Annotated in this window: 13 protein-coding genes and 1 tRNA gene; 7 read left to right on the top strand and 7 right to left on the bottom strand. The window is 58.3% G+C overall.

The window, feature by feature from the left end:
* The first annotated feature begins 2 nt into the window (after window positions 1-2).
* The 6 genes from L1C91_RS02545 to L1C91_RS02570 all read left to right on the top strand — a co-directional run bounded on the left by L1C91_RS02545 (window position 3) and on the right by L1C91_RS02570 (window position 8,136).
* On the top strand, window positions 3-827 hold the full coding sequence (locus L1C91_RS02545) for an enoyl-CoA hydratase (RefSeq protein WP_234857888.1): 825 nt from the start codon (window positions 3-5) through the stop codon (window positions 825-827).
* Complete coding sequence (locus L1C91_RS02550) at window positions 827-3,247, top strand: HAD-IC family P-type ATPase (RefSeq protein ID WP_234857889.1); 2,421 nt, start codon at window positions 827-829, stop codon at window positions 3,245-3,247. Before L1C91_RS02545 ends, L1C91_RS02550 begins: the two co-directional genes overlap by 1 nt.
* A 355-nt stretch (window positions 3,248-3,602) precedes the next feature.
* Entirely contained in the window at window positions 3,603-3,953 is a 351-nt protein-coding gene (locus tag L1C91_RS02555; protein WP_419178696.1) for a DUF485 domain-containing protein, read from the top strand.
* Window positions 3,954-3,965: 12 nt separating this feature from the next.
* The gene (locus L1C91_RS02560; RefSeq protein ID WP_234857891.1) at window positions 3,966-5,654 is read left to right on the top strand and encodes a solute symporter family protein; all 1,689 of its coding nucleotides are present in this window, start codon (window positions 3,966-3,968) and stop codon (window positions 5,652-5,654) included.
* A gap of 115 nt (window positions 5,655-5,769) precedes the next feature.
* Window positions 5,770-6,675 (top strand): hypothetical protein, encoded by a 906-nt coding sequence (locus L1C91_RS02565; protein WP_234857892.1) that lies wholly within the window; start codon window positions 5,770-5,772, stop codon window positions 6,673-6,675.
* A gap of 30 nt (window positions 6,676-6,705) precedes the next feature.
* Window positions 6,706-8,136, top strand: coding sequence for a cation:proton antiporter (locus L1C91_RS02570; RefSeq protein WP_419178706.1), 1,431 nt, complete (start codon window positions 6,706-6,708; stop codon window positions 8,134-8,136).
* Window positions 8,137-8,155: 19 nt separating this feature from the next.
* Here L1C91_RS02570 and L1C91_RS02575 read toward each other — a convergent pair whose 3' ends face one another.
* From L1C91_RS02575 to L1C91_RS02585, 3 genes are all read right to left on the bottom strand, one after another.
* Entirely contained in the window at window positions 8,156-9,097 is a 942-nt protein-coding gene (locus L1C91_RS02575; RefSeq protein ID WP_234857893.1) for a DUF1906 domain-containing protein, read from the bottom strand.
* Between the two features lie 64 nt (window positions 9,098-9,161).
* On the bottom strand, window positions 9,162-9,947 hold the full coding sequence (gene cobF, locus L1C91_RS02580) for a precorrin-6A synthase (deacetylating) (protein WP_234857894.1): 786 nt from the start codon (window positions 9,945-9,947) through the stop codon (window positions 9,162-9,164).
* An 85-nt stretch (window positions 9,948-10,032) separates the two neighbouring features.
* Window positions 10,033-10,302, bottom strand: coding sequence for a hypothetical protein (locus L1C91_RS02585; RefSeq protein ID WP_234857895.1), 270 nt, complete (start codon window positions 10,300-10,302; stop codon window positions 10,033-10,035).
* A 189-nt stretch (window positions 10,303-10,491) separates the two neighbouring features.
* On the opposite strand from L1C91_RS02585, the gene L1C91_RS02590 reads away from it, so the two are divergent.
* The gene (locus L1C91_RS02590) at window positions 10,492-10,746 is read left to right on the top strand and encodes a mycoredoxin (RefSeq protein ID WP_041747306.1); all 255 of its coding nucleotides are present in this window, start codon (window positions 10,492-10,494) and stop codon (window positions 10,744-10,746) included.
* Between the two features lie 71 nt (window positions 10,747-10,817).
* Here L1C91_RS02590 and L1C91_RS02595 read toward each other — a convergent pair.
* From L1C91_RS02595 to L1C91_RS02610, 4 genes are all read right to left on the bottom strand, one after another.
* A tRNA-Arg gene (locus tag L1C91_RS02595) sits at window positions 10,818-10,893 on the bottom strand.
* Between the two features lie 73 nt (window positions 10,894-10,966).
* Complete coding sequence (locus L1C91_RS02600) at window positions 10,967-11,569, bottom strand: dihydrofolate reductase (protein ID WP_234857896.1); 603 nt, start codon at window positions 11,567-11,569, stop codon at window positions 10,967-10,969.
* Window positions 11,570-12,373, bottom strand: coding sequence for a thymidylate synthase (locus L1C91_RS02605; protein ID WP_234857897.1), 804 nt, complete (start codon window positions 12,371-12,373; stop codon window positions 11,570-11,572).
* Window positions 12,373-13,131 carry a 3'(2'),5'-bisphosphate nucleotidase CysQ gene (locus L1C91_RS02610; protein ID WP_234857898.1) on the bottom strand — a complete coding sequence of 253 codons (759 nt, stop codon included), beginning with the start codon at window positions 13,129-13,131 and terminating at the stop codon, window positions 12,373-12,375. The genes L1C91_RS02605 and L1C91_RS02610 overlap by 1 nt, the downstream gene beginning before the upstream one ends.
* Window positions 13,132-13,149 lie beyond the last annotated feature (18 nt).

Below are 13,149 nucleotides of genomic sequence, written 5' to 3' on the forward strand. Positions count from 1 at the left end.
CTATGACCGTTTCGCCAGCTGAAACCCATGAGACTTTCAAGACGACGTTGCTGGAGATGAACTCGGAGATCCTCCGCATTGAGCTCGACGGGTTTGTGGCTGTTGCGACGATGACCCGACCTGACAAGCGCAACGCTCTCAACGAGGCAGCTTGCAATGCCCTTGCGGACCTGTTGGAGGCTATCGGCCAGCATGATGAGCAGCACCCTGTGGATCCTCCGGTGCGCGCGGTGCTGATCCGTGGCGAAGGCCCTGCCTTTTGCGCTGGGGCGGATCTGTCGGGGTCGGTATACGGGGACACGTTCCATGTTGCGTTGCACAGGATGTTGCGTGCGGTGGTGCATTGCCCGTACCCGGTGATTGCGGATGTTCAGGGCCCTGCGGTGGGTGCCGGCACCCAGTTGTCTCTGGCCTGTGATTTGCGGGTGGTGGGGGAGCGTGGCTGGTTCATGGTCCCTCCCGCGAAGCTGGGTTTTGCTCTTGACAACTGGACTTTGCGGCGCAGTGAGCACTTGTTGGGCGGCGCGTGGACTAGAAGCGTGATGTTGTCGGGGGCTCGTGTTGATCAGCAGCAGGCTCGCATCAGTGGTTTCGCCTCAGAAGTTGGGGATGCGGATCAGGCCTTATCTTTTGCTCATGACGTCGCGTCTGCCGCACCGCTCAGCGTCAAGCATCTGAAGAGTGTGTTGAACCGCACGGATTACGGGTTCGAGTTTGCTGATCCAGAGCACCAGCAGGGCTATGAGGAATGCTGGGCTAGTCAGGATGCTGCCGAGGCGCGCCGGGCTCGGGCGGAGAAGCGGCCTGCGGTGTTTCGCGGTTTGTGATGCTGTCGTCGCCTTTGGTTGTTCGTTCTGAGACTCCTCTGGAGGGCTTGGATTCTTCTGACGTTGCGTTGCGTGTGGCGCGTGGTTTGTGCAATGTGCATGAGCATGCGACGGGGCGTTCGGTGGGCGATATTATTCGCTCGAATGTTGTGACGCGGATTAATGCGATCTTGGCGGTGCTCTTTGTTTGCGTCATGGTGACCGGCAGCATTGTCAATGGTGCTTTTGGTTTGTTGATCGTGGCGAACTCAGCTGTGGGGATTATTCAGGAGTTGCGGGCGAAGCGCACGCTGGATCGTTTGAGTATTTTGGCGCAGGCTCCGGCTGTTGTGGTGCGCGAGTCGGTGGCGCGTGAGGTTGCTCAGGAATCCGTGGTTGTTGATGATCTGCTCCAAGTGCGGGCGGGGGATCAGATCGTGGTGGATGGGGTTGTGCGTGTCGCGCAGGGGCTGGATGTTGATGAGTCGATGCTCACGGGGGAGTCCGTGCCGATTCACAAGCATCCGGGGGATACGGTGTGGTCTGGTTCTTTTGTGACGGCTGGTTCTGGTGTTTTCCAGGCTGTCGCTGTGGGGGAGGATGCGTATCAAGCGAAGTTGGTCAGTGAGGCTGGGAAGTTTCAGCTGACTGATAGCGAACTTCGGCGGGGCATTGATCGTATTTTGCGGGTGATTACGTGGTTGTTGATCCCGGTGGGGTTGCTGACTATTTGGGTGCAGTTGACGGAGACGGGGGCGCCGTTTAATCGCGCAATGCTGGCGATGGTTGCTGCGCTGGTTCCGATGGTGCCAGAGGGTTTGGTGTTGATGACGTCCGTTGCTTTCGCAGTGGGCGTTGTGCGTTTGGGTAAGCGTAAGGCTTTGCTCAATGAGCTGGCCGCGATTGAGGGCCTGGCCCGCATTGATGTTGTGTGTGCGGATAAGACGGGTACGTTGACGGAAAATCGCATGGTGTTGGGTCAGGTGCTGCCGTGTGGGGAGCATCAGGATCGTGTGGTGCGGCGGGTGTTGGCGGCTATTGCGCGTGCTGATGGGGCTGCTAATGACACGATGGTGGCGATCGCGGAGGGGCTAGATGGGGTGGATTCTGCGGGCGTGAGTGTTCGTTGCGTTCGTCCGTTTGATTCTGCGTGGAAGTTTTCTTCCTGGTCTGTGGATGGTGATGGTTGTGGGGGTGTGTTTGTGTTGGGGGCGCCTGATGTGTTGCTTCCAGATGGTGACGTCGCGGAGCGTGCGCAGCACATTGCGGCTCAAGGTTTGCGGGTGTTGGCGTTTGGTGTGGTGGATCCATCTAATGTGTTGGCGCAGTCGCCGGATAGTGCGCGGTTGCGCATGGATTCTTCTGCGTATGTGGACGATGCATGGGGGCTGGTTGTTGTGGAGCAGGCGGTGCGTGGTGATGCTGCGGAGACGGTGGATTTCTTTATGCGGGAGGGGGTGGATGTGAAGATCATTTCGGGGGATAATGCCGCTAGCGTGGGTGCGGTTGCTCGTGGGGTGGGCGTGTCTGGGGAGGTTGTGGATGCGCGTGATTTGCCTGCGTACGCGAGTGATCCGGATGCTTTTGCGGAGGTGGTGTGCCGGGCCAAGGTGTTTGGTCGGGTGAGCCCTGAGCAGAAGCGGGATATGGTGCGGGCTCTGCATGATCGCGGCCATGTGGTGGCGATGACGGGCGATGGTATTAATGATGTGCTGGCGTTGAAGGAAGCCGCGATCGGGGTGGCCATGGGCTCGGGGGCGGATGCTACCCGGAGTGTTGCCCAGTTGGTGTTATTGAATAATTCTTTTGCTTCTTTGCCGCATGTTGTGAGGGAGGGCCGTCGGGTGATCGGCAATATTGAGCGGATCGCTCATCTGTTCTTGACTAAGACGGTGTATTCGATCGTGTTGGCTTTGGTGGTGGGGCTGTGCGCGATTAATTTTCCTTTCCAGCCGATTCATGTGACGGTGGCGGGGTGGTTCACGATCGGCATTCCCGGTTTTATCTTGTCTCTCGCCCCTAATGCGGAGCGCGCTCGCCCTGGTTTTACGTCTCGCGTGTTGCGTTTGGCCGTGCCTTCTGGCGTGATTATTGGTGGGGTGACGGTGGCGTTGTGGGTGATGATCAATCCGGGTGCGAAGGCGTCTGATGCGGATTTCATGCGAGCGTCTACGGCGGTGTTCGCGGCGTTGATCGTGATGGCTGTATGGGTGTTGGCTATGGTTGCTCGTCCGTGGAACCGTTGGCGTGCTTTGTTGGTGGCGGGGTGCGCTGGGGCGTACTGTTTCGTATTTTTCTTCACCCCTGTTGCTCGACTGGTCGAGCTTGATACCTCTGATACTGGGCTGATGCTTAGTGGTCTTGGAGCTGGTGTTGTTGGGATCGCGTTGATTGAGTCGGTACGCGTGCTGGGCAGGAGTGCGTTGGTCTCTTCTGTGTGACAGGCTGTGTCCACTAGATGGAACGGCTAGTGTGATCGCCAACGTAGTCAAAATTCTGTGAAGTAGGCATTAACAAAGTTTGCAAAAGTGCAGGAGGCTCCATTGTGGGGGTAGTTTCACACCGAGCTTTGCCCCTGTCTGTCCGGAAGGTCGGGGGTGCTCTGTGAAGTGCGTGGAGTTATGGAAAGGTGTCCGCTTTCACATTGCAATGTGTCCTATGTAACTTAGGAGGTGCCCAGTTGTTATGACTAGAGACACATAAGGGTTTTCGTGATTGCATCGTCACATGCAAGTGTGATCGAGCAGTTCGCCCCAATGGTCTACGTCGCGAAATGAGAAAGCGAGATGACTTCCCGTGAGTGCATCGACTTCGCCACAAGGTTTGCCACAGCGGCATGAGCCTACCGCTGCCGAATTCCGCGCAATGCAAGCTTCTCCAGAGTTCCTTGACCTCAAGAAGACCTTTAGGCGCTTTACATTCCCGATATCAGTAGCGTTCTTCGTCTGGTACCTGACCTACGTGCTGCTGGCTATTTATGGCGGAGACTTCTTCGCTAAGCCCGTATTCGGCAACATCAACGTCGGTGTGTTGTTAGGACTGCTCCAGTTCGTCACCACCTACCTGATTACCGCCCTGTACATCCGCTATGCCAACCGAGAGATCGAACCGCGAGCGACCCGCATCCGTGAAGAGATGGAAGGCTAAGGAGCACCCACAATGACTACAACATTTAATGCCCTCAACACTGTGGGGGCAGGTAATCTGCGCTTGTTGGCTGAAGGCGGAGGCCAAGGCGAATCCAGCACCGGCAATCCGATCCTGAATATCGCCATCTTCGTTATCTTCATCGTGATCACGATGGCTATCGTGATGCGTGCCGGAAAATCCACCAAGGAAGCTTCCGACTTCTACACCGGTGGCGCTACCTTCTCGGGTAAGCAAAACGGTCTGGCTATCGCCGGTGACTACCTGTCTGCTGCGTCCTTCCTGGGTATAGTTGGCGCCGTCGCCCTCAACGGTTACGACGGCTTCCTGTACTCCATCGGCTTCTTCGTCGCATGGCTGGTGGCACTGCTGCTGGTTGCGGAGCCGCTACGAAACACCGGTAAGTTCACCATGGCCGACGTGCTGAGCTTCCGCCTCAAGCAGAAGCCTGTCCGCATGGCTGCAGCTTTCGGCACCCTGTTCGTGTCCCTGTTCTACCTCATCGCCCAGATGGCTGGTGCTGGTTCACTGGTGTCCGTGCTCCTGGATATTCACGACAAGAAGTCCCAGGCGATTGTCGTCGCTGTCGTGGGTGCAGTCATGATCGCCTACGTGCTCTTCGGCGGTATGAAGGGCACCACCTACGTCCAGATGATCAAGGCTGTGTTGCTGGTTTCTGGTGTTGCGTTCATGACCATCACCATCCTCATCGGTGTGAAGGGCAACTTCTCTCACCTGCTGCAGCAGGCTATCGATATGCACGCCGCATCGGGTGCCTCACCGGAGGATGCCCAGAAGATTCTCGAGCCCGGCTTGAAGTACGGTAAGACCGCTACGACCCGCCTGGACTTCGTTTCCTTGGCTCTGGCACTGGTGCTCGGTACCGCTGGTTTACCCCACGTGCTCATGCGTTTCTACACCGTTCCGACCGCTCGTGAGGCTCGCCGCTCCGTTACCTGGGCGATCGGCCTAATCGGCGCCTTCTACCTGATGACCCTGGTGCTTGGTTACGGCGCTGCCGCACTGGTAGGTCCCGAGCGCATCAAGAACGCACCTGGTGGCGCGAACGCTGCGGCACCGCTGCTGGCACTCGAAATTGGTGGCAGTTTTGTGATGGCTCTGATCTCGGCCGTCGCATTCGCTACAGTCCTCGCGGTTGTGGCAGGCCTGGCGATTACCGCTTCGGCGTCCGTGGCGCACGACATCTACCACTCGATCATCCGCGACGGAAAGTCCACGGAGGAAGAGCAGGTCCGCGTCTCCCGTATCACGGTTGTCGTGATCGGCGTTGTCTCCATCATCTTGGGCATTCTGGCCATGGGCCAAAACGTTGCCTTCCTGGTGGCCCTGGCGTTCGCTATCGCGGCGTCCGCAAACCTGCCCACTATCCTGTACTCGCTGTACTGGAAGGAATTCAACACCACCGGCGCGTTGGCATCCATGTACACCGGCCTTGTGTGCGCCCTGGTGCTGATCATCTTCTCCCCGGCGGTGTCTGGTACGGATAAGTCGATGTTCACCGACGTTGACTTCCACTGGTTCCCGCTGAACAACCCGGGCTTGATCTCCATCCCGGCAGCGTTCATCGCAGGTTTCATCGGCACCAAGCTTGGTAAGCCGGACAACTTCGATGACCTGCAGGCGGAAATGGAAGTTCGCTCCCTGACCGGTGTTGGTGTTGAGGCTCCTGTCGACCACTAAAACCTAAGGGTTGAACCGAGGTTCAACGGCCCCGGGGTGCACGGCCTACGTGCTCCCCGGGGCTTTGTTATTGGCGTCGTTTTTATGCTTGTGCTCTGCCGCTTAAGATTGTCCTATGCGTTTGGAGGCCCATCACATCTCTACGCCACGCAAGATCGCCATTGTGTTGATTGTCGTGGCGGTTTTTATTGTGTTTGGGTTTGCTGCGGTGCTCCGCCCATCGGTGCCGGAGGCCTTGCATAGCGTGGCGGCAGCTCCGGCGGAGATCAAGGCTTCTACTGATGGTCGCGCGGGCCTGAGCGAAAGTGATATTGCGACGCTCAAGGGCTTTGTGTCTAATTCGACTGGTTCGCAGTTGAGTTACACGCGTTTGTCTGATGGCTACCACGTGGGTACAGCCACGGAGCGTTTCGCTAGGCCTGCGTTGAGTCTGATCAAGCTGTACATCGCTGATTATGTGTTGGAGCATGGCACCGCTAAGCAGCGGGCGCAGGCGATCGAAATGATTAAGGCTTCGGATGATGAGACAGCCGAGAAGCTGTATGAGGCCTATCCTCAGGCGATTGATGACGTCGCGGATAAGTACGGTTTGCTGTCCACGCGCAGCAACGAGTCATGGGGGTATAGCGTGACCTCCACCTATGACGTTGTGCTGTTCATCATTGAGAAGTTAAAGACCGATCCTGATTCGCCGCTGTTGGATGCGATGAGGCATCCGGATGCGATGGCTGCCGATGGGTATCCGCAGGATTTTGGAACGTCGGTGTTGCCTGGTGTGCGCGGTTCCAAATGGGGTTGGTCCAATGATTTGGAGCTGCATTCGTCTGTGTCTTTTGGCGATAATTATGTGGTTGCTGCGGCGGTTACTGGTTCGGCGGATGATTTGACCCGGTTGGTGGTCAATCAGATGGTTCCGGTGTTTGGGCAGTCGTTGCGCCAGCTTGCCCCACCAGAGGCGTCGGAATCTACGTCTAGTCGGCCGCGCCCCACACCGACCGCTACATCGAAGAGAAAGAGCTAGTACGTGGCTGTCATGCCGGATATTGCATATATGGCCTCTGGTGAGGCCGCGAACGTCGATGTCATTTTGTCGATGATGTGGATTGCGATTGCTGCGTTGGCGTCGCCGTTGTTGAGCTTCCTCACGGGCAAGCGTGTGCCGGGCGTGGTGTTCATGCTTGTTCTTGGCGTCATTATTGGCCCTGAGGTTTTAGGTTTGGCCTCTTCGGATGGCTCGAATGCGTTGTTGCGTGAGCTTGGCCTGGGCATGCTGTTTTTGTTGGCGGGTTGGGAGATTGATCCCGATTCGATTCATGGCAAGCAGGGGCGTCGTGCCGCTGTGACGTGGATTGTGTCTTTGTTGGCGGCTTTTGGTGCCGCGCTGATTGTGTTTGACAACCGGGACGTGCTGACTTCTGTGGTGATGGCTATCGCGGTCAGTTCGACGGCGATGGGCACGTTGTTGCCGGTGATTAAGACTGCTGGTGTGGCGGATTCGCCTGTGGGGCGCGGGGTGTTGGTCCACGGTGCTGTGGGCGAGCTCGGCCCGGTGTTTGCGATGGCGCTGCTGTTGTCGACTCGTGCGACGTGGTTGACCTTGGTCATTTTGGTGCTGTTTATGGGCGGCGCGATCGTGGTGGCTCTGGTTCCTCGTTCGGTGAGTCTGTTGGTTCCGTGGGTGGGGCGTGCTGTTCGCGATGGTGCGAGCCATACCTCGCAGACGATTATGCGCGCGGTGATTGTGCTGTTGACGTTGTTGATGGCGATGGCTGCTGTCTTCGAGTTGGACGTGGTGTTGGGGGCTTTCGCTGCAGGTATTATTTTGCGCGCGCTGGTTCCTGTGCGTGCGCGTAAGACGGTGGAGGCTCGCCTGGATGTGTTGGGTTATGGCCTGCTGATTCCGGTGTTTTTCATCAGTAGCGGCATGACGATTGATGTGTCTTCGGTGTTGAGTTCGCTGTGGCTTGTTGCGCTGGCTGTGATCGTGATTTTGGGTGCTCGTGGTGTGCCGATTTTCTTGGCGGAGCGGTTCACGGATACTGGTTCCGGGATTGTTGGTTTGCGTGACCAGCTCCAGTTGTCTTTGTATTCGGCGACGGGTTTGCCGATTATCGTTGCGGTCACTGAGATTGCTTTGCAGCGTGATTTGATTGCGGAGCGTTTGGCGTCGGTGCTTGTGTCTGCTGGTGCAGCGACGGTGTTGTTGTTCCCATTGATGGCCGTGTGGGTTGCTAATTTTGTGCCGGGACCAAAGTCCGACGATGCCGATGCCGATGATGATGGTGATGACGCCGCATCAGATACTGATGCTGCGCAGGCTTCCGGTGATGCGGACGATGCGCCAGTGGTGGAGCGACGTCAGGCAGGAACGGATAATGAGGAGACGGCCGCGCCGAAGCGGAGAACATCGTCGACGGTGGACGATGAGGAGATCACCTTGGATGATGATCATCCTTCATCGTTGAAGAGCTCTGCTGATTAGTGCGTGCCAGTGTGCGTGTTTAGCGCGGGGTGAATTGCTGGAGCAGGGTGGAGGAGCCGTTGGCGGCGTCGCTGGATCCTGCAGCAAGTTTGCTCAGGTCGAGTTGGCTCAAGTCCGGGATAGGGATTTCCGGGGCGTCTCCCGGGATGACGGGTAGTTCGTTGATGGTGCTGCCGGGGGTCCACTGCCCCCAGTCGTGGGCGTAGACGTTGTTGATGTCGACGAGGATGCCACCCACGTGGGTTTGGAGCCCGGCTTTTTGGTGGATGGTGGTGTGGGGGTGGATGCGTCCTTGGGAGCCCCAGTCGTGCTGCCAGAAGTATTCCCCGAGGCCGTCGGCGATGCACCAGTCTATGACGTTGTAGTTCCCGTAGACGCCGAGGCGTAGCCCTGCTGCGGCAAGTTGTGCGCGGAAGGCTTGGAGGTAGGCGCGGATCTGGTTGTCGTATTGCCAGCGGCTTGGGTTGTCGTCGATGGCGACATAGATGGGGCGCCCTGTGGGCCCGCCTGCTGCGGCATGAATGGCGATTGCTTGGGGTGCGTGTACGGCAGCGCCTGGCCCGCCTTGTTTCCAATCGGCGGTGTCTGCTTTTCCGAACTGGTAGACGCTGGCGACGGCTAGGCCGTTGCGTGCGAAGTCTTGGGTTTCGGGCAGCAGTACTGGTTTGCCGCGCATCCATTCGGCGCCGGGGCGACGCCTGGAGACGTAGCGCACCGCGCCTAGGTGGCCTGCTGCGCGCACGGACGCGGCGGAGGGTACCCCTGCGGAGTAGTCGAGGACCGTGCCGAGGATGGGGCCGAGTGCTGCTGCCGGGGAGGCTGCGGCAGAGGCCGCTTTACCCAGGGCGATACCGGCGATAGCTGCGGCGCCCGCCTTGAGTAGGCCGCGTCGGCTGAGGGTGGGGCTGTGCGTGCCGGTGGAGCTGGTGGACACAGGGTTGCTGTGGTCTGCCGCGGGCATGAGCGCTCCCAAAGAGTAACAAGAGTTTACTTAGAATAACTCTTGTAACATTAGCAACATTTTTCTATAGGCGCGAGGGTTCCTCATGCCCATCAAGCTCCCTCAACAGATACACATCCATAATCCAGCCATGCTGCTCGCGCAATGAGGCCTTGAGCCCCGCGACGTCATCACCAATGTCTGACACCCAACCCGAACGCAACACCTGCATATCCGTGCCCACATACGCGCCCCACCACATGTAGGTGTTGGGGCCGGCAACCTCGCGCCACCCAGCACCACCATCCAACATCACCACACAATTACGGCGATCAGCGGCACTCGTTGCGGGCAAGTTACGCGCCGTCGTCACATGGATGGCCTCGCCAATACGATTAATCAAAATCCCATGGGCGGCAGTGAGCGCCTGCACAGAGGTAATGCCAGGAATCACCCGCACCTCACACTCCAAGCCGCACTCGCCACGCATTCGATCAATGATCCTCAACGTCGAGTCGTACAAACTCGGATCCCCCCACACCAAAAACGCCGCAGAACCACCCTCATCCACCGCACCCACAAGCGCATCCGTCAACAGCTGTGCGCGGGCAGAATGCCAACGCCGAACCTCCGCACGATAAGCCGCCGCATCCCCAGGCTGACGATCCCGAGGCGGATCAACCACACTGACCAGACGCACCCCCGGGGCATGCTTCGCCAAAATCTGCCGACGCACCCCCAGCAAATCATCCTTCGAATCCCCCTTATCCAAAGCGACAACCGCATCGACAGCCTGCAACGCCTCGATAGCTTCAACAGTCACATGCTTCGGGCTACCAGCGCCAATACCAATCACATAAACAGTACGCACACCCCAAGACTAGCCCCACCAACGCATGACGCCGCGCACCCACAGCACACAGCTGCAGCACGCGGCGTCACAAAGAGGAGAAGGCTTAGTCCTCGCCGAACATTTCCTCGCGCTCCACCGAAGACAACTGGCCGTTCATGTCAGCGAAGTTGTGTGCGATGGTGCGCTGCATGAACTGGTTGGTAGCGTCGTGAAGCTTCTTGGCGTCGTACATGTTCAAAAGCAATGCGCGCTCGGTCGAACCAGTGGCCTCGTCCAGAAAGCTAACCTCCAGGTACTCAAAACCATTCTGCTCTAAGAACGCGCACACGACCTTCTTGCCATCAACATCGGTAAAGGTGGGCTTCGTGCTCATGATGAAAAACCTAACTCTTGAAACGGACCCCGGTACACGGCCACAGGTCCACGAACAATACGAGTGCTCCAACGCATCACTCACACACCAGGATACTGCCTAAAAGGGCCAGGCGTGGCCGTTTTTAAAAAATGGGGCCAACTGTGTACCCCCGTTGCAGCAGCTCTGTTTTTTCGGCACTATGGAACCATGTCTGAAGCACACGTGACTCTGTACACCACCACCTGGTGCCCCTTCTGCCAGAAGCTCGTCAAAAACCTCGACCGCACCAACACCCCCTACGTCAACATCGATGTCGAAGACGACCTCGAGGCTGCCGAATGGGTGAAATCCGTCAACGACGGTAACCGCGTTGTCCCCACCGTCAAGTATTCCGACGGTAGCTACGCGACCAACCCGCCCGCATCCGAGGTGCGCGCGAAGGTCGAGGAACTATCCAATTAGCTCGCGCATATCCCGAATAAAACAATAGTGGGGCCCAGCAGTGTTTGTACTGCTAGGCCTCACTTTTTCAATGGTGCCCCAGAGAGGAATCGAACCTCCGACACCGGCTTTAGGAGAGCCGTGCTCTATCCACTGAGCTACTAGGGCAAACACCACACGCACACAAGGGGGCACAAGCCGCGAAGCTTCGAGCCCCCTGCCGTGGGCAGCTGTTAGATTATCACGATCGCGCCCAGCGTTCGAAGCGCAAGCGCAATGGCGCTTCACTATGGGCTTCATCAACACCTATGTCTCGAAGGAACGCAGCCGTCAGGTGCCCATGTGCCGACTGCTGCCAGTCAGAGGCCTCCACTAGAGAAAAATCCTGCTCAATATCCGGGGCGTGCACCAAGGCGGAAGGATCAGCGCCCAGCGCGGACAAACCCACATCAATGCTGGTCACGACGACCTCTTGGACTTGATCGAGAGTGCTGGAATACAGCTTGCCGCCGCCAAGCACCCACAGCACGGGGCTATCCTGCTGCTCACCCGCAGCCGACTGCGCAGCGTGATCCAACGCGGCGTCAACACTGGAAAAAACCGTCGAGCCCTCCGACCATCGCCCAGGCTCTCGGGAAGACAACACATAGTTCGGCCGGCCGGGCAGCGGGCGGAAACGCTCCGGAAGAGACTCCCACGTGCCGCGGCCCATCACCACCGGCGACCCCACAGTGGTGGACTTGAAGTGGGCGAGGTCCTCTGGAATGTGCCACGGCATCTTGCGGCCATCGCCGATCACCCTGTCGATGGACTGCGCCCAGATAGCACGTAGTTGCGGCTGCACTTAGACAGCGACCTTTCCGCGGATCATGGGGTGGGGGTCATAGCCCTCGAAAGACACATCGTCGAAGGTGTAGGAGAACATATCAGCAGCCTTGCGCAGGTTCAACTGTGGGTAGGGGCGGGCCTGCCTGCTGAGCTGTAAGCGGACTTGCTCCTGGTGATTGTCGTAAATGTGGCAATCGCCGCCCGTCCACACGAACTCGCCGACCTCCAGACCAGCCTGCTGGGCAAACATGTGGGTCAACAGAGAATAGGAGGCGATGTTGAAGGGCACACCAAGGAACATGTCCGCGCTGCGCTGATAGAGCTGGCAGGACAACTTACCGTCCGCGACATACAACTGGAAGAGCAAGTGGCACGGCGGCAGTGCCATGTTGTCGAGTTCGGAGACATTCCACGCCGACACAATGTTGCGGCGCGAATCCGGATTGTTACGCAGCAACTCGAGCGCGCCCGAGATCTGGTCAATATGCTGGCCATTCGGTGTGGGCCAACTGCGCCATTGCACACCATAAACAGGGCCGAGGTCGCCGTGCTCATCCGCCCATTCGTCCCAAATGGTGATCCCATTATCGTGCAGGAACTGAATGTTGGATTCCCCTCGAAGGAACCACAATAACTCGCCCACAACCGACTTGACGTGCACCTTCTTCGTGGTGATCAGCGGGAAGCTCTCCGAAAGGTCAAAGCGCATCTGCTGGGCAAACAAACTGGTTGTGCCGGTGCCAGTGCGGTCGTCCTTGTGGGTTCCCTCGGCGAGGATCTTCGCCAAAAGGTCTTCGTACGGGGTGTCGATCGTAGCCATTAGTAGCTGCCGTGCTCCTCGCGATATGCGGCGACCAATTCGAGAATTTCCTTCGCCAACTCCGGGCGGCAGATCAGCAGGTCGGGAAGGTAGGTGTCCTTATTGTTGTAGTTCAGGCTGCTGCCATCGAGACGGCTGCAGTGCAGGCCAGCGGCGGTGCACACACCAACAGGGGCCGCGGAATCCCATTCGTACTGGCCACCGGCGTGAATGTAGGCGTCGGCATCGCCCAGCAGCACGTGCATGGCCTTGGCGCCTGCAGAACCCATCAGGGTGGTTTCGAAGTTCATCTTGTCCGCCACGAATTTCGCGACCTCCGGCGGCCGGTTGTGACTGATCACGATCTTGCGTGACAGCGGACCAGACACGGCCTTGACATCGTCGGATGCGAAGACGACCCCGAGGTCAGGCAGCCCCACGGCGGCAACAATAGGGATGCCGTGTTCGACGAGTGCGATGTGAACCGCCCAGTCCTGGCGGCCAGTGGCAAATTCTTTCGTGCCATCGAGGGGGTCGATAATCCACACGCGGTCTTTGGCGAGGCGGGCGGGATTATCCGCGGCTTCTTCACTGAGCACGCCGTCGTCGGGACGGTGTTGTTCCAATACGCGGGCGATCCAGTTTTGGGAGAGTTCGTCACCGGCATCGCCGAGGTTACGGCCACGCAGTAGGCCGACGTTGCGTACCCCTTTTAGAATCTCGCCGGTGCCCTGCGCGAGGCGGCGGGCCAGGATGGCGTCATCAAAGTGTGCAGTCATGGGTTTTAGCTTAGTTGC

It is taken from the genome of Corynebacterium argentoratense (assembly GCF_021491455.1).
Classification (GTDB): Bacteria; Actinomycetota; Actinomycetes; order Mycobacteriales; family Mycobacteriaceae; genus Corynebacterium; species Corynebacterium argentoratense_A.